Origin of the sequence: Dyella kyungheensis, from assembly GCF_049913195.1 — a bacterium.
GTDB lineage: Bacteria > Pseudomonadota > Gammaproteobacteria > Xanthomonadales > Rhodanobacteraceae > Dyella > Dyella kyungheensis.
In genome coordinates, this window is the sequence record NZ_CP183983.1 from 859,847 (window position 1) to 875,606 (window position 15,760).

The window sequence follows — 15,760 nt, forward strand, 5'->3', positions numbered from 1 at the left end:
ATCTTGGCACAAGCCGCCTGCGCAGACAGCTGCCGTGGGCCTATTTGCATAAGGGCTGCAGGCCGATGCGCGACGCGGCTGCGCTAGAATGTGCGGCCCAGGAGTCTCTTATGCTGTCTTTCCGCCCCGATCGCGCCAGGGTGGCGCGCGAGGTGGGCGCCACGGTGCGTCTCGCCCTTCCCCTGATCGCCACGCAGCTCGCTGCGGTGGGTCCGAACTTCGTCGATGCCGTGCTTGCGGGGCATCTGAGCGCGCACGTGCAGGCGGCCGTCACCACCGCGGTGAGCATCTGGGCGCTGGCGCTGGTCAGCGGCCTGGGCATGATGATGGCGGTGCCGCCTTCGGTGGCCCAGCTCGATGGCGCCGGCCGGCGCCATGAAACCGGTGCGGTGTTCGTGCAGGCGATGTGGCTGGCCTGGGGCATGGGCATTGTGTTGTGGTTCCTGGTGCGCAACGCCACGCCGCTGCTCGGCTGGATCGGCGTGGTGCCGACGCTGCGCCACGACGTGACGCAATTCCTGCACGCCATCAGCTGGGCCGCGCCCGCGATGACCAGCTACTTCGCCATCCGCGGCCTCTCCGAAGGCCTGTCGATGACGCGGCCGTCGATGTATTTCAGCTTCGGCGGCCTGCTGGTGCTGGCGCCGCTGGGCTATGTGCTGATGTACGGCAAGCTCGGTCTGCCGGCGCTGGGTTCGCTCGGCAGCGGCATCGCCACCGCCACGGTGCTGTGGCTGGAGATGCTCGCGTTCCTGTGGTTCGTGATCAAGCATCCTGCCTATCGCGACGCGCATCTGCGCGCGGGCCTGGCGTGGCCCAAGCCCCACATGATCCTCGACCTGCTGAAGATCGGCGGACCGATGTCTATCACCTTGCTGGCCGAAGGTGGCTTGTTCGTGGCGGTGGCGCTGGCCATCGCGACGTTGGGCGAGACGGTGGTGGCCAGTCATCAGGTGGCGCTGAGCGTGGCCACGGTGGCGTTCATGGTGCCGCTGGGCCTGTCGATGGCGACCACCGTGCGCGTGGGCAATGCGGTGGGGCGCGGCGATGCCTCGGGCGTGCGCTACGCCGGACTGTGCGGCGTGGGCCTGGCGGTATGCGTGCAGACCGTGTCCTGCTCGCTGATGCTGACCCTGCCGCACGTCCTTGCGCGCATGTATACGCACGACGCCGCGGTGATTGCGTTGGCCGCGCAACTGATGGTGCTGGCGGGCCTGTTCCAGTTCTCCGACGGCATCCAGGTCACCTCCAACGGTGCGCTGCGTGGACTGAAGGACACCCGCGTGCCGATGGTGATCACCTTGTTCGCCTATTGGGGCGTGGGCATGCCGATCGGCTGGTGGCTCGCGTTCCGCCACGGCATGGGCGCGCGCGGCATGTGGTTCGGCCTGATCGCGGGCCTGACCATGGCGGCGGTCCTGCTGTTCACCCGCTTTTGCCGGAACGCCTTCCATGAGCGCTGGCGGCGTCCCGCCTGAGCAGGATCCGCGGGCTGTTCGCGCCGGGCACCCGTGCCGTTTGCCCACATGACCTGCGCCGCGTGAACAGCTACGCTGTCGTGGACATCCTGAGGAACTAGGCAATGACGGAGCGCCGCCCCAACGGCTTTTGGGCCTTTCTCTGCGTCCTCGGGCGCGGCATCAACATCGTCAGGCTGACCATCCTCAACCTGATCTTTTTTGCGTTCTTGTTCATCGTGCTGCTGGTGATGCTGGTCGGCTTTGCCGGCGCGCGTTCCGAGCACATCATCCAGAGCGACAGCGTGCTGGTCATCCAGCCCAAGGGCGAGCTGGTCGAGCAGTACAGCATCGAACCGATGCAGCGCGCGCTGGCCAGCCTGTCGGGCAATCCGCCCCGGCAGATCCAGTTGCGCGACCTGGTCGGCGTGATCGACGGCGCCGCCAAGGACGCGCGCATCACCCGCATCCTGCTCGAACCCAGTGAACTGCAAGGCGGCGGTTTCGCCGCACTGCGCGAAGTCGGTGCGGCGCTCGATCGCTTCCGCGCCGCCGGCAAGCCGGTGATCGTGTGGGCGCCCAGCCTGGACCAGGGCCAGTACTACCTCGCCGCGCATGCCGATCGCGTGCTGATCGATCCGCAGGGCGGGGTGATGATCACCGGCCTGGCGAACTACCGCCTGTTCTACAAGGACCTGCTCGACAAGCTGGGCGTGGACGTGCACCTGTTCCGCGTCGGCCAGTTCAAGAGCGCGGCCGAGCCGTACATCCTCGACCACGCTTCGCCCGAGTCGAAGGAAGCGGACAGCTTCTGGATGGGCGGCTTGTGGGATACCTACATCAACGAAGTCGCCAAGCTGCGCAAGCTCGATCCGGCCACGCTGCGGCTGAACATCGACACGCTGCCGGAGAAGATCGCCAGCGCGAAGGGCGACCTGGGCCAGCTGTCGCTCGACCAGCATCTGGTCGATGGCCTTGCCACGCCGGCCGAAGTGATCGCCATGATGCGCAAGGAAGGCGTGCCCGCCGGCAAGAAGGGCGACGGCTTCCGCCAGGTGTCCCTGCAGCGCTACGTGGCCACGCTTTCGGAGAACGGCTCGATGGCGCCGGGCGTGTCGATCGTGGTGGCCGAGGGTGAGATCTCCGGCGGCAAGCAGCCGCAGGGCACGGTGGGCGGCGACTCCACCGCTGCGCTGATTCGCGCCGCACGCGAAGACAAGCGCACCAAGGCGCTGGTGCTGCGGGTGAATTCGCCCGGTGGCGAGGTGTACGCCGCCGAGCAGGTGCGTCGCGAAGTGGCGCTGACCCGCCAAGCCGGCATTCCGGTGGTGGTATCGATGGGCAATGTGGCGGCCAGCGGCGGCTACTGGATTTCGATGAATGCCGATCGCATCTACGCCGAACCCAACACCATCACCGGCTCGATCGGCATCTTCGGCATGGTGCTTACCGTGCCGGGCACGTTGGACAAGCTTGGCGTGAAGAGCGACGGCGTGGGCACCAGCCCGCTGGCCGGTGCGTTCGATGCCACGCGTCCGCTCGACCCCAAGGTCGGCACGGTGATCCAGGCCACCATCGAAAAGGGCTACCGCGATTTCGTGGGCCAGGTGGCCAAGGCGCGCGGCAAGCCGTATGACGCCATCGATACGATTGCCCAGGGCCGCGTGTGGACGGGTCAGCAGGCGCTCGATCGCGGCCTGGTCGATCAGCTCGGTGGCCTGGGCGAAGCCATCGCCGACGCGGAACAGCGCGCCAAGCTCGGCAAGGACGCACCGGTGCGTTACGTGGAAGAACCGCTGAGCGGCTTCGGCCAGTTCCTGATCAGCCTCAACGAGAACGCCATGGTGCAGATGGGCCAGGCGTACGGCGTGCAGTTGCCGTCGTGGGTTGCGCACATCAGCGAGATGGCGCCCGAATTGAAACTGCTGCGCACCGCGCAGTCCGGTCGCCCGAACGTTTACGCCTATTGCTTCTGTTCGCCGCGCTGAGGCGCGGCAACGTCGCGGGCATCGAGCCGCTGCCGGTTTCCGGCGGCGGCTTTTTTTATACCTCGACGGCGTTATTCGATGGCGGCGCTGAAGTATTCGCCGTGGCGTTCCACGCACACGGGCATGCCGAAGGTGGCAGACAGCAGCGTGTCGGTAAGCACCTCGGCCTTGCTGCCTTGCTTTAGCAGACTGCCGTCGCGCAGCAATACCACCTGCTGGATCTCGGGAAGGATCTCCTCCACGTGATGTGTCACCAGCAACAGCGTGGTGCCATGACGGGCGAGGCCGCGCAGATTCTCGAGGAAACGCCGACGGCTCGCCATGTCCAGGCCGGCGCAGGGTTCGTCGAGCAGCAGGGCGCGAGGGCGATGCACCAGGGCACGTGCGATCAGCACACGGCGCGCCTCGCCGGTGGAAAGGCTGGCCATGCTGCGTCCGAGCAGATGGGTGGCGCCCGCCTGTTCCAGCGCTTCGTTGGTGCGTTCGCGCATGGATGGCGTGACACGGTGATCGAGTCCCAGCCGTTGCGCGGCGAAGAAACTCGACAGCACGGCTTCCGAGACCTCCAGCGTGGCATCGCTGGTGCAATCGTGCTGCAGGGACGGCGAGACGATACCCAGCAATCCACGCAGATCCGAAACATGCCAGCGGTCGCGACCGAACACGCGCATGGCGGCCTGGCCGTCCCTGCGTGCGAGCGGGTAGAGCTCGCGCGTGATCAGCCGCACCAGGGTGGATTTGCCCGCGCCGTTGGCGCCGAGGATGGCGGTGTGCTCGCCTGCGCCGATGCGCAGGCTGAAGCGATCGAGGATCAGTCGCTCGCCGCGCATCACGCTGGCATCGTCGATATCCAGCAGCGGTACGGCGGAGAATTCATCATGATGGACGTTCATGCCGGACACGATGCACGTCCAGACGTCCATTTGCCAAGTCCCGCCGTGGGCGGCATCTGCTTACTGCTCGGCGGCGTCGAGCTGTTGCTGTTGCTTCTTGGCTTGCTCGTCCACGGTTTTCTGCACGTCGGCGGCGCGCTGCTTGGCCTTCTCCATGTCGTCCCATGGCGTAGCGACGCGCGCGGTGCTGGCGGTGGCCGGCGCCGATTGCGGGGCTGGCGGCTTGCCGGAGCAGGCCGTGAGGCAGAGCAGGCACAGCAAGGGGGCGAGTCGATGCATGAGGGTTCTCGGAGGAGCGAGCAATCGTTCCTGCATGGTAGCGGGCAATGCTTGGCGGGAAACGTGGTGGCGTTCTAAGCTCTCCCCATGAACGCACGCATCGATGCCTGGCAGTTGCAGGGACACACGGCCTTGATCACCGGCGCCAGCAAGGGCATCGGCTACGCCACCGCCCGCGAACTGGCCTCCCTGGGCGCCAACCTGCTGCTGGTGGCGCGCGACGCCGACACCCTGGAGCAGGTGCGGGTCGAGTTGATGGACGATTTCCCCGGCATCGAGGTGCTGGCCTTCGGTGCCGACCTGGGCGAGCAGGAAGATCGGCTCGCGGTATTCGACTGGGTGGCCGATCTGGGCGCGCCGCTGTCGCTGCTGGTCAACAACGCGGGCGGCAATCAGCCGGCGCCGACGCTCGCCTATCGCGACGACGAATACCGCGCGATCTTCGAACTGAATCTGTTCTCGGCCTTCGAGATGTGCCGCCTGGCGCATCCGCAACTGGTGCAGCACGCGAACGCGGCCATTGTGAACGTTGGCTCGGTCTCGGGCGTAACTCATGTGCGCACCGGTTCGCCTTACGGCATGTCTAAAGCGGCGTTGCACCAGTTGACGCGCAATCTTGCGGCGGAGTGGGCGGCTGACGGCATTCGCGTCAATGCGGTGGCTCCTTGGTATATCCGCACGCAGCGTTCGGAGCCGGCGCTGGCGAACGATGAGTATCTGGACGAGGTGCTGGATCGCACACCGTTGCGGCGGATTGGTGAGCCGGAGGAGGTGGCGGCGGCGATCGCCTTTCTCTGCCTGCCGGCGGCCAGTTATGTCACGGGGCAGGTGTTGGCGGTGGATGGCGGGTTTCTCAATTACGGGTTTTAGGTGGTCAGCTCGTCCTTCCGGCGCCGGTCCCACTAGCCCGTCATCCCGGCGCAGGCCGGAGGCGCTTTTCAACAGCCGAATGGCTGGTCATCCAGTTTCGTCAGTCTTCGGTTGTTGCGATATCGCGACTTGGCTCGCCTGCCGCGGGCTTCCGTCCTCCTGCCGGCGACGCAAAGCTAGTCCCCTTTTCGGGAAGGCCGGGTCACTTTTCTTTGCTTGCCCAAAGAAAAGTAAGGCGGTCTCTAATATCAAGTGCAACACCCCTCTGGAGGTGATGCATGGGTCAGGACTACAACCATCTAAGCGCCGAAGAGCGAGGCGCGATCATGGTGGGCAAGGCACGTGGAGAGAGCGCCCGGCAGCTGGCGATGCTGCTGGGCCGGTCGCCCAGTACGATCTCACGGGAGCTGGCGCGTAACGGGCACCGCGAGCCGTCAGGCAGCCCTCGTCTGGGGCGCCCGACGCTCGGCTATGACGCTTGTCGTGCCGGCCATCGGGCCCGTCGCTTGGCCCATCAGGCACGCCGGCCGCGTAAATTGCATCGTGAGAGCGCCTTGTGGCGTCTGGTGCGCCATTTGTTGGCCCGGCGCTGGTCACCGCAAGAGGTCAGTCGCACACTGCGCCGACAGCATCCCGACGAGCCGGCCAAGCACGTGTCTCACGAGACGATTTACACCGCGATCTATGCCGCTCCGCGCGGGGAGCTGCGGCGAGGGCTGGTGGCACTGTTGCGCCAGCACAAGTGCGCGCGCCGCCCGCGCGGCCAAGGCGCCAATCGGCGCGGCCGCATGCACGATCTGCCAAGCATTCATGATCGACCGCCGGAGGCCAATGAACGCTTGTTGCCGGGCCACTGGGAAGGCGACTTCCTCAAAGGCGCACGCAATCAGTCGTCGGTAGGCGTGCTGGTGGATCGACGCACGTTGTTTCTGAAGCTGGTGAAGATGGAAGGGTGCGCGGCCGAGGATGCGCTCAAGGGCTTCAGCCGGGCGTTCGGTCCGTTACCGGCGACGCTGCGTCAAACGCTGACCTATGACCAGGGCAAGGAGATGGCGTTGTACAAGACGCTCTCCAAGCGCACGGGACTGGCGATTTACTTCGCCGATCCGCGCAGTCCCTGGCAGCGCGGCATCTGCGAGAACACCAACGGTTTGCTGCGTCAGTACCTCCCCAAAGGCACCGACCTGTCCGTGCATAGCCAACGCAAACTCGATGCGATTGCGCGGGAGATGAATCTGCGACCGCGGGCCACCCTGGACTACCACTGTCCGGCGGAGATGTTCATGCGTGCGCTGGGGCGCGATGATCTCGCCCAAGCGATCGATGATGCACTTCTAGATTGACACCGCCAACCAAAGAGAAGGGCCCCCCGGATGACGCGCCTTCCGGGCTTCGCCCTCCAGGTGCGCGGGTGGGTTGCGGGGTTTTTCGACAGGGCATCCTGCCCTGGCGAAAAACTGGCCCGCATCCATGCGGGCCACCCTTCGGGCTTTCCTCCACCCACCCGCCGCGTCATACGGGGACCCCTGAGAGCCAAGAGCCGAAGCCAAGAGCCATAGAGCCAAGAGCAGAGCCATAGAGCCAAGAGCAGAGCCAAGAGCTGGAGCGGAGGGCTGCAGATCTACTGTGGGAGCGCACCCTGTGCGCGACAAACCTACGGAGCGATACACCCCGGCGTGGCTGTCGCGCACAGGGTGCGCTCCCACAGACATAGGGAAGCGCTTTTCCACAGACGCTGGGGAAACCCTGGTAACAACCCTGTGGACAACTTGGCACACGCCTTGCGCAGCACCTACTTGCATGACATTGCGCAAACTTTGCTCAACACCCCTGCAACTGCGACCTCAGCTCCTGCTCGCGCCGCTCCAGCGGCGGCTGGTCGCTCTTGAATGCGCGGCGTAGCTTGTCGGCGTTGTCGTCGAACGCATCGCGCAGCGCGCGGCAGGTTTCCGCGCGGGTCAGCTCGCGGCATTGGTCCTGCACCCAGACGTAGTGGTTGGCGATGAGGCCGGGGGTGACGCGGCCGCGATTGAGTTCGGGCGCCGAGGCTCCGGCCGCGTTGCGGCCGCCGTAGACCTGCGACAGGGGCAACGCCGAGGCGCCGAGGATGCCGTAGGGAACTTGATAGGGTTGAGGATCACCGTTGTCGCTGGTGTACGGCTTGCCGTCGGTGGCGCGCACGCAGGCGAACATGCTGGGAAGCGTTGCGATGGGTTGCGGCGGTGGCGGGGAAGGCGCGGCCGGTGGCGTCGCCGTGGTGTCCATCGCTTCGGGCGGTGGTGGCGTCGCGGGCTGGGAGTCGTCGAGTTGCAGCACCTGCTGGCGCTGGTTGCCGCTGCAGGGTTTGTCCTGGAACGACAGCTTGCCGCTCGCATCCGTGCATTGATACGCCGTGCCTGCCAAGGCTGGAAGGCTCAGCACCAGCAGCAAAGCCAGGATGCATAAGCGGAGCATGTGACGTCTCCCTCAGCGCGTGGGCTTAGAACTCGGCGGCGTGTTCCTCGGCCGCGAAGCCGAGCGTGACCGCGCCTTCGCCCACATTGACCATGCCGGTGATGCTCATCGGCGCTTCCATCAATTCCACGCCGCATTCCTCGCACGCACTGCGCAGCGCGGCGTAACCCGGGAGCTTGGGCAGCTCGGCCAGATCGCCGCCGTAGCTCACGCACACGGCGGGTACCAGCAGGCCGGCATGCACGCGCTTGGCCGTGTAATTGAACAGCGTTTCCGCGCCGTGCTCGAAGCCGCGCACCTTGCCGACCGGACCGGTTTCGCCGCGATAGCCGCGCAGCAGCGGCTTGATGTCCAGTGCCGAGCCCAGCATGGCGCTGACCAGGCCCACGCTGCGGTCGCCCTTCTTCTTGGCGCGGGCACGCAGATAGTAGAGGTCGCGCGGCAGCATGTAGCCGTACGAATTATTGGAGATGTAAGTGAGCCGCTCGCGGATCGCCGCCGGCACTTCGCCGGCATTGATGAGGCGCGTGGCTTCCACGATGGCGGGACCTGAGCCGGCAAACAGCGTGCGCGTATCGATCACGCGCATCAGGAACGGACCGGTCTGGTTGTTCTTCTCGCGCACCTCGCGGTAGTTCTTCAGCACCGCGAAGCTGGCCTTGATCACGTGATCGTTGATGGCACTGCGGGTCGCCGTGATGGTGAGGCAGAACACGCAGTCCTGTTCCAGCACCAGCTTGTCGAGGAACAGCCGCTGCACGTCCTCGACGGAGCAGGGAATGGTTTCGGCGGAATGGCTGCGGCTGCCCAGCTTGCGATCCAGGAAGCGGTGCAGCTCCACCTGGTTGCGGTTGTCCATGAAGACTTCATCGTCGATGCGGATGGTGATGGGCATCACCGCGATGTTGTGCTTCTGCAGGAACGCCTGCGGCAGATCGCAGGCGGCATCGATCGCTAAACCCATCCGCATGATGGTTACTCCCCTATGGCAAGCGTCGCCAACATAGCACGCACCCCCGCAGGTGCCGACCCTGACCGTTGGGACAGGGCCAGCCATGCCCGCGCTTAGCGCAACTGGCGGTAGATGTCGGCGTCGAAGGCGTCCACCTGCACCACCGCATTGCGTGCTTCATCGGCCTCGCTCAGCGCATCGTATTCGGCCTGGCTGATGATGCCTGCCGCCAACGCGTGACGTCCCAGTTCCTCGCCGGCGGCGCGGTCCAACTGGCCGGCGCGGATCGCGTCGCGCAGTTTGGTTTCCACCGGCAACGCGCGCACGGCCTTGTCCAATGCGGCTTCCAACTGACCCAGCCCCGGCTCCTGCGGTCCGGGAACATGGATGTCGGCGGTGAGGTGGATGCGGGCCTCGCGGTCTTCCAGGATGGCCCGCGCCGCGCGCTGCCCCAGCCGATCCGACGGCGGCCGGAAGCGTGCGCCGAGCGGGAACACCAGCAGACGTGCGAATCCGGCCGCCACGCCCGAGGGCAGGTTGTCCAGCACGCCGCGCAAGGCCTCCTGCGTGCGATACAGCGCCAGCGCCACGCCCCAGCGCGCGAGGTCGTAGTGCGAGGCGAGCTTGGGGCCGTCGTGATAACGCTTGAGCGTGGCCGCGGCGAGGTATTGCCAGGCCAGCGCATCGGCGAGTCGGCCGGAGATTTTCTCGCGGCGCTTCAGCGAGCCGCCCAGCGTGGCCATGCAGGTGTCGGAGACCAGCGCGAACGCCGAGGCAAAACGCGTGAGATGCTGGTACGAGCGGGCCAGCTCGCTGTCCGGTGCCTTGGCCAGGCGAGCCCCGGTGAGCGCCAGCAGCAGCGCGCGCACGCCGCGGGTGAACACGAAGTTGATGTAGCCGAACGTGCAAGTGTCGACCGCCTTGAGGTCGTTCGCGGCAATCGCGTTGATCAGCTTCTGCACCCACGGATGGCAGCGAATGGCCCCTTGTCCGTAGATGATCATCGAGCGCGTGAGGATGTTGGCGCCTTCCACGGTGATGCCGATGGGCACGGACATCCACATATGGGAAAGCGCATTGCGCGGCCCGCGTTGAATGGCGGCACCGGCGCGTATGTCCATCGCATCGCTCACCACTTCGCGCATGGCATCGGTGAGATAGGCCTTGGCGATCGAGCCGAGCACCGCCGGCTTTTCGCCTGCATCGAGCGCGCCGCAGGTCAGCGTGCGCGTGGCCGTCATCAGGTAGGTGAGGCCGGCGATGCGCGCCAGCGGTTCCTCGATGCCCTCGAAGCGACCGATCGGCGTATCGAACTGCTCGCGCACCGTGGCGTACGCGCCGCAGATGCGCGTGGCCATCTGCGCGGCGCCCACGGCAAGCGCGGGCAGCGAAATGGAGCGGCCCGCCGCGAGGCTCTCCATCAACATGCGCCAGCCGTGTCCCGCCTGTTCGACGCCGCCGATGATGGCGTCGATCGGCACGAATACATCATGTCCCTCGGTAGGCCCGTTCGCGAACGGCACGCCCATCGGATCGTGGTGTTGGCCGATGACGACGCCCGGCAGGTCGCGGGCGATCAGCGCGCAGGTGATGCCGCGATCCTCGGCGCCGCCCAGCAAGCCGTGCGGATCTTTCAGCCGGAAGGCCAGCCCGATCAGGGTCGCCACCGGGGCCAGCGTGATGTATCGCTTGTTCCAGTTGAGGCGCAGGCCGAGCACTCGCTGGCCGTCCCATTCGCCCCATTCGACGATGCCTTCGGACTGCGTGGCCGCCGCATCGGAACCGGCTTCGGGTCCGGTGAGCGCGAAGCAGGGCACCTCGCGGCCATCGGCCAGTCGCGGCAGATAGCGCTGCTTCTGTTCCTCGGTGCCGTAGTGCAGCAGCAGCTCGCCCGGGCCGAGCGAGTTGGGCACCATCACGGTCACCGCCGCGGCGACCGAGCGCGTGGCAATGCGCGTGACCACGCGGGAGTGGCCGATCTCGGACATGCCCAGGCCGCCATAGCTCTCGGGCAGCACCATGCCGAAGAAACGCTCGCGCTTGATGAACTCCCATACCTCGGGCGGCAGGTCGCGCTGCTGCTCCACCTGCCAATCGTCGAGCATGGCGCATAGCTGGGTCACCGGCCCGTCCATGAACGCCTGTTCGCGCTCGCTCAGCGGCTTGCATTCGAAGCGCAGCAGGTAGTCCCAGTCGGGCATGCCGGAAAAGATCTGCGCATCCCACCACACCGTGCCCGCTTCGAGCGCGATGCGTTCGGTCTCGCCCAGCCGCGGCATCACCTTGCCCAGCGTCGGCAGCAGGGTGCGCGCAAACAGTGCCCGGCGCAGCGGCGGCCAACCTGTTACCAGTGCAACCAACGCTGTGGCAATTAGCAGTCCATATAGAAGGAGTGGCGAATCGACCCCGCGCACCATCCAGGTGAGGAACAGCACCGCCAGTGCCAGGACCCAGGCCAGCCATCCGCGTCCCGCAAAGGCAAAGCCGAAAAAGACCACGAGAGCGACGATCCAACCGAGCAGCAGCATGGGGTTCTCCTGGGGATGACCCATCGTGGGGAGGCAGGGCTCAAGAAAATGACAACGAATTGCTCAGCAAGTGGCCCCGACCCGTTAAGATGTCGCCACTGATCTGGCATCTTGCCGGCGTGGCGTCGCCGGTAACGCGTGAGGGAACCCACCTTGCGCCGACCTCAAGGGGTCTCAATGAAAGACAAGCAGGAGATCGTCTCCAACTGGCTGCCGCGTTATACCGGCACGCCTGTGGAGGAGTTTGGCCAGCACATTCTGCTGACCAATTTCGGACATTACGTAGACCTCTTCGCCGAGTGGCATGGCGTGGAAGTGCGCGGCCGCGACCGGCCCATGCCCAACGCCACCGCCGACGGCATCACCCTGATCAACTTCGGCATGGGCAGCCCCAACGCGGCCACCGTGATGGATCTGCTCAGCGCCATCCAGCCCAAGGCCGCGCTGTTCCTGGGCAAGTGCGGCGGCCTCAAGAAGAAGAACGCCATCGGCGACCTGGTGCTGCCGATCGCGGCGATCCGCGGCGAGGGCACGTCCAACGACTATCTGTTGCCGGAGGTACCGGCGTTGCCGGCATTCCAGCTGCAGCGCGGCGTGTCGACCATGATCCGCGACCTGGGCTACGACTACTGGACCGGCACGGTGTACACCACCAACCGCCGCGTCTGGGAGCACGACGACGCCTTCAAGGACTACCTGCGCCGTACCCGCTGCATGGCCATCGACATGGAAACGGCGACCATCTTCGCGGCGGGCTTCGCCAACAAGATCCCCTGTGGGGCCCTGCTGCTGGTCTCGGACCAGCCGATGATCCCCGAGGGCGTTAAGACGGAATTAAGCGACCGCAGCGTGACCACCCAGTTCGTGGAGCGCCACATCCGCATCGGCATCGAGGCACTGAAACTGGTGCGCCGCAGGGGACGCAGCGTCAAGCACCTGCGTTTCGAGAGCGACACCGGGGCGGAATGAAACACCGGCAAATCAGGGGCCTGGCGAGGCGCGATGCGGCTTGCCAGGCTTTTTTTCACCCTGACTTCACCCCGCTTGAACGATGTTCGTGGCGCCGCAGCAGAGGCTGACTGGCCGATTCAGTGCCCTCAGGGCCAGGGTGTTCCGCAAAAAAATACGATTGTTGTCGCGACAAGTTGTTTTTTTGTCGTATAGATTTTATTGACTATCTGTAAGTAAAGCGTGATAAATGCCGAGCGCTGTGGACTGCTCTTTTGTGGGTCTACGCCTAAGTTGTTTGGGTGACTCGGGCGCGGGTTTGAGGCGGGGAAATCTTTCAAACCCAGTCAATATAAATAATCGGGAGGGTGTTCTCATGAAGTTCGGGGAAAATAAACTGTGCACGTCGGTGCGCCTGGCGCTGTCGCTGGGCATGCTCACAGCTAGCGCCTACGGCACTGCAGCTTTCGCGCAGGATGCGCAGACCACTACGCCGGCACCGGCTGCCGACCAGTCCAAGAGCAAGACGCTCGAAACGGTCACCGTGACCGGTTCGCTGATTCGTCGTGTGGACGTCGAGACGGCCAGCCCGGTCGTGACCATCGACCGCGCCGCCATCCAGGCGACCGGCAAGGCGACGCTGGGCGACCTGATCCAGCAGCTGCCCGCGATGACCGGCGGCAACGTCAACCCGCAGACCAACAACGGTGGCGGCAGCGGCGTGTCCTCGATCAACCTGCGCGGTCTGGGTGCTCGCCGTACCTTGATCCTCGTGGATGGCCAGCGTCTGCTGAGCAAGGATCCGAACGCGATCCCGGTCGATGCCATCGAGCGCATCGAAGTGCTGCCGTCCGGTGCATCGGCCACCTACGGTTCGGACGCCATCGGCGGCGTCGTGAACTTCATCCTGCGTAAGAACTACCAGGGTGCCACCTTCACTGCGAATGTCGGCCAGTCCGACCGCAACGATGGTGAGCAGAGCGGTTATACGTTCACGTTCGGCCAGACGTCCGATAAGGGCAGCATCATGGCCGGCATCAGCTACAACAAGATGGACGGCGTGGTCTCGGCCAACCGCGACTTCTCCAAGAACGCGCTCAGCCTCTCCGGCTCGGTCGTCAGCGTGGGCGGTTCGTCCAGCACGCCGTATGGCCACATCCAGTTGCCTCCTGGGCTGGCCGGCAATTTCGGCGGCGGTGCGGGTTGCGCCTCGGGCTACATCACCTTGAACCCGGGTGGCAACTCGACGCAGGTCAACTCGTCGAACTACCACTGCTACGGTAATTCCGACAAGTACAACTACGCGACGGTCAACCTGATCATGACCCCGCAGGAACGTACTGGCGGCTTCATCAACGGTGACTATCACCTGGGTGATCACGTCACCGCGTACGTGAATGCCGTGTACGAGAAGACCTCGTCCAACTTCCAGCTCGCCCCCGCCGTGTACGGCACGGGTACAGGTGTGGTGGTGGCCGGTCCGGACCCGGTAACGGGTCTAGGCGCTAACGCCTTCAACACGTTCGGCCAGACTTTCCAGACTCCACGCCAGAGTCCGGATGACCTTGCCTTCGGTTCGCGTCTGACCACCGCCGGCAACCGTATTGCCTTCTCCGGTCGTCAGGACGCGCAGATCAACACGGGTTTCCGTGGTGATTTCAACGTCTTCGACAAGAACTGGAACTGGGACGTCGGCTTCAACTACGGTCATCAGAGCATTTCGCTCGCGACCACCGGCCTGCCCGACCAGAGCAAGCTGTACACCGGTCCTTCGACACTGAACCCCGATGGCACCGCCACGTGCCCCGCCGGCGTCGATCCTGTCGCCTGCCAGTTCAACCCGTTCGACATCCACTCGGCCGGCAGCATTGCGGCCATCCAGGCGGCCGCTGCCACCGCACCGTCCACACTGTACTCGCTCCAGAAAGTCTGGCATGCGGGCCTGAGCGGCGAGCTGTTCAGCCTGCCGGCCGGTGCCGTGCAGTTGGCCGGTGGTTTCGAGTACCGCAAGGACTACACCCACACCATCCCGTCGCCGCAATTGGTGATCGATCCGACCACCGGTAGCTGCGTACTGGGCAGCCAGTGCTTGAGCGCCGTGCAGGGTGGCTACACCACCAAGGATCTGTACGCGGAAACCTTCATCCCGGTCCTCGCCGGTCTGCCGGGCGTGCAGTCGCTGAACGTCACCATTGGCGATCGCTTCTCGCGCATCTCCGGTTTCGGCAGCACCAACAACTTCAAGTTCGCGGTCGAGTACAAGCCGATCGACGACCTGCTGTTGCGTGGCACGATGGAAGAAGTGTTCCGTGCACCGAACCTGACCGAGCTGTATTCGTCCGGTTCCGACGCGCCGCTGATCCACTCCGACCCGTGTACCGGTTACACCGGTGCACCTGCCGGTTCGCCGTTGGCGCTGGCTTGCGTGAACGTGCCGACCGATGGTTCGTTCGTCAACTCGTTCGTCGATTCGCGTACCCAGGCCGGTACCGTCACTTCCGGTGCTTATGTGGCCGGCGTGCCGATCAAGCCGGAGCACGGCAAGTCGTACGACTTCGGTCTGGTTTACAGCCCGTCGTACGTCCCGGGTCTGTCGACCACGATCGACTACTGGCGCGTGAACCTCAACGACACCATCACCACGGTGGGTCTGCAGAGCTTGCTCAACGTCTGCGCCGCCGGTGCCACGCAGTACTGCCGCTTCATCCAGCGCGATGCCACGGGCCAGATCTCGCCCGCGACGGTTGAGCCAATCACCAACCTCGGCACGATCAATACCGCGGGCATCGACTTCTCGGCCAACTACAAGCTGCCGCAGTTCTCGTTCGGCCAGATCAATCTCGGCATCAACGCCACGTATCTGAACTACTACAATCAGATCACGGCGCCGGGTGTTGCGGGTGCGGACATCTACAAGAACGCCGGTCACCTGTTGCCGTACGGTTCGGCCGCTTCGGCAGCCTGCCCGGACAACGCGGGTGTCTGCTTGTTCCCGCGCTGGCGCGGTCAGGCCTTCGCGGATTGGCAGGCCGGTGGTTGGAGTGCCCAGTGGCGCATGCGCTACATCGGTCGCTTCCAGAACGGTGCCGCGACGGGTTCGCCGCAGGATAGCTACCCGAACTTCGAGTCGGGCACTATCCTGAAGTACGGCGCGACGGTCTACAACGACGTGTCGATCGGCTACAACCTGGCCCCGATCAACACCCGTCTGGACTTCGGCGTGAACAACCTGTTCGACAAGCAGCCGCCTATGCTGTACGCGAACAACACGCTCAACGCCAACACCGACCCGAGCGACTTCGATCTGATGGGCCGCTACTGGTGGGCTCGCGTGACGGTCAAGTTCTAAGCGTGCGTTAAAGCGTTAACCTTAGGGCCGCGTGACAATTCA

At 65.1% G+C, this 15,760-nt stretch carries 11 protein-coding genes; 6 read left to right on the plus strand and 5 right to left on the minus strand.

Annotated features, from left to right (window positions below):
• The first annotated feature begins 110 nt into the window (after positions 1 to 110).
• Both ACN9MB_RS03620 and sppA read left to right on the plus strand, forming a co-directional pair.
• The gene (locus ACN9MB_RS03620) at positions 111 to 1,478 is read left to right on the plus strand and encodes an MATE family efflux transporter (RefSeq protein ID WP_426270808.1); all 1,368 of its coding nucleotides are present in this window, start codon (positions 111 to 113) and stop codon (positions 1,476 to 1,478) included.
• 104 nt (positions 1,479 to 1,582) lie between these two features.
• Complete coding sequence (gene sppA / locus ACN9MB_RS03625) at positions 1,583 to 3,445, plus strand: signal peptide peptidase SppA (RefSeq protein WP_204636006.1); 1,863 nt, start codon at positions 1,583 to 1,585, stop codon at positions 3,443 to 3,445.
• Between the two features lie 71 nt (positions 3,446 to 3,516).
• Here the strand turns inward: sppA and ACN9MB_RS03630 are convergent, their stop codons facing one another.
• On the minus strand, positions 3,517 to 4,338 hold the full coding sequence (locus tag ACN9MB_RS03630; protein ID WP_426270809.1) for an ABC transporter ATP-binding protein: 822 nt from the start codon (positions 4,336 to 4,338) through the stop codon (positions 3,517 to 3,519).
• Between the two features lie 60 nt (positions 4,339 to 4,398).
• A complete protein-coding gene (locus ACN9MB_RS03635; RefSeq protein WP_204636008.1) occupies positions 4,399 to 4,617 on the minus strand; it encodes a hypothetical protein in 219 nt (72 codons plus the stop codon).
• Between the two features lie 87 nt (positions 4,618 to 4,704).
• On the opposite strand from ACN9MB_RS03635, the gene ACN9MB_RS03640 reads away from it, so the two are divergent.
• Both ACN9MB_RS03640 and ACN9MB_RS03645 read left to right on the plus strand, forming a co-directional pair.
• Positions 4,705 to 5,487: an SDR family oxidoreductase gene (locus ACN9MB_RS03640; protein ID WP_204636009.1), complete on the plus strand. Its 783-nt coding sequence runs from the start codon at positions 4,705 to 4,707 to the stop codon at positions 5,485 to 5,487.
• Between the two features lie 278 nt (positions 5,488 to 5,765).
• A complete protein-coding gene (locus ACN9MB_RS03645; RefSeq protein WP_426269349.1) occupies positions 5,766 to 6,830 on the plus strand; it encodes an IS30 family transposase in 1,065 nt (354 codons plus the stop codon).
• A 478-nt stretch (positions 6,831 to 7,308) separates the two neighbouring features.
• Here ACN9MB_RS03645 and ACN9MB_RS03650 read toward each other — a convergent pair whose 3' ends face one another.
• From ACN9MB_RS03650 to ACN9MB_RS03660, 3 genes are all read right to left on the minus strand, one after another.
• Positions 7,309 to 7,941, minus strand: a complete 633-nt coding sequence (locus tag ACN9MB_RS03650) for a DUF4124 domain-containing protein (protein ID WP_426270810.1) — start codon at positions 7,939 to 7,941, stop codon at positions 7,309 to 7,311.
• A gap of 25 nt (positions 7,942 to 7,966) precedes the next feature.
• Positions 7,967 to 8,911, minus strand: coding sequence for a DegV family protein (locus ACN9MB_RS03655; protein WP_204636011.1), 945 nt, complete (start codon positions 8,909 to 8,911; stop codon positions 7,967 to 7,969).
• A gap of 95 nt (positions 8,912 to 9,006) precedes the next feature.
• Positions 9,007 to 11,421 carry an acyl-CoA dehydrogenase gene (locus ACN9MB_RS03660; protein ID WP_426270811.1) on the minus strand — a complete coding sequence of 805 codons (2,415 nt, stop codon included), beginning with the start codon at positions 11,419 to 11,421 and terminating at the stop codon, positions 9,007 to 9,009.
• Positions 11,422 to 11,598: 177 nt separating this feature from the next.
• Between ACN9MB_RS03660 and ACN9MB_RS03665 the strand changes: the two genes are divergently transcribed.
• Both ACN9MB_RS03665 and ACN9MB_RS03670 read left to right on the plus strand, forming a co-directional pair.
• A complete protein-coding gene (locus ACN9MB_RS03665; RefSeq protein ID WP_204636013.1) occupies positions 11,599 to 12,390 on the plus strand; it encodes an AMP nucleosidase in 792 nt (263 codons plus the stop codon).
• A gap of 355 nt (positions 12,391 to 12,745) precedes the next feature.
• Positions 12,746 to 15,718, plus strand: coding sequence for a TonB-dependent receptor plug domain-containing protein (locus ACN9MB_RS03670; protein WP_426270812.1), 2,973 nt, complete (start codon positions 12,746 to 12,748; stop codon positions 15,716 to 15,718).
• Positions 15,719 to 15,760 lie beyond the last annotated feature (42 nt).

What these genes read in the sequence shown, in the direction of transcription:
- ACN9MB_RS03620 (WP_426270808.1), top strand. Translation starts at nt 111, where the DNA reads ATGCTGTCTTTCCGCCCCGATCGCGCCAGGGTGGCGCGCGAGGTGGGC.
- sppA (WP_204636006.1), top strand. Translation starts at nt 1,583, where the DNA reads ATGACGGAGCGCCGCCCCAACGGCTTTTGGGCCTTTCTCTGCGTCCTC.
- ACN9MB_RS03630 (WP_426270809.1), bottom strand. Translation starts at nt 4,338, where the DNA reads ATGAACGTCCATCATGATGAATTCTCCGCCGTACCGCTGCTGGATATC.
- ACN9MB_RS03635 (WP_204636008.1), bottom strand. Translation starts at nt 4,617, where the DNA reads ATGCATCGACTCGCCCCCTTGCTGTGCCTGCTCTGCCTCACGGCCTGC.
- ACN9MB_RS03640 (WP_204636009.1), top strand. Translation starts at nt 4,705, where the DNA reads ATGAACGCACGCATCGATGCCTGGCAGTTGCAGGGACACACGGCCTTG.
- ACN9MB_RS03645 (WP_426269349.1), top strand. Translation starts at nt 5,766, where the DNA reads ATGGGTCAGGACTACAACCATCTAAGCGCCGAAGAGCGAGGCGCGATC.
- ACN9MB_RS03650 (WP_426270810.1), bottom strand. Translation starts at nt 7,941, where the DNA reads ATGCTCCGCTTATGCATCCTGGCTTTGCTGCTGGTGCTGAGCCTTCCA.
- ACN9MB_RS03655 (WP_204636011.1), bottom strand. Translation starts at nt 8,911, where the DNA reads ATGCGGATGGGTTTAGCGATCGATGCCGCCTGCGATCTGCCGCAGGCG.
- ACN9MB_RS03660 (WP_426270811.1), bottom strand. Translation starts at nt 11,421, where the DNA reads ATGCTGCTGCTCGGTTGGATCGTCGCTCTCGTGGTCTTTTTCGGCTTT.
- ACN9MB_RS03665 (WP_204636013.1), top strand. Translation starts at nt 11,599, where the DNA reads ATGAAAGACAAGCAGGAGATCGTCTCCAACTGGCTGCCGCGTTATACC.
- ACN9MB_RS03670 (WP_426270812.1), top strand. Translation starts at nt 12,746, where the DNA reads ATGAAGTTCGGGGAAAATAAACTGTGCACGTCGGTGCGCCTGGCGCTG.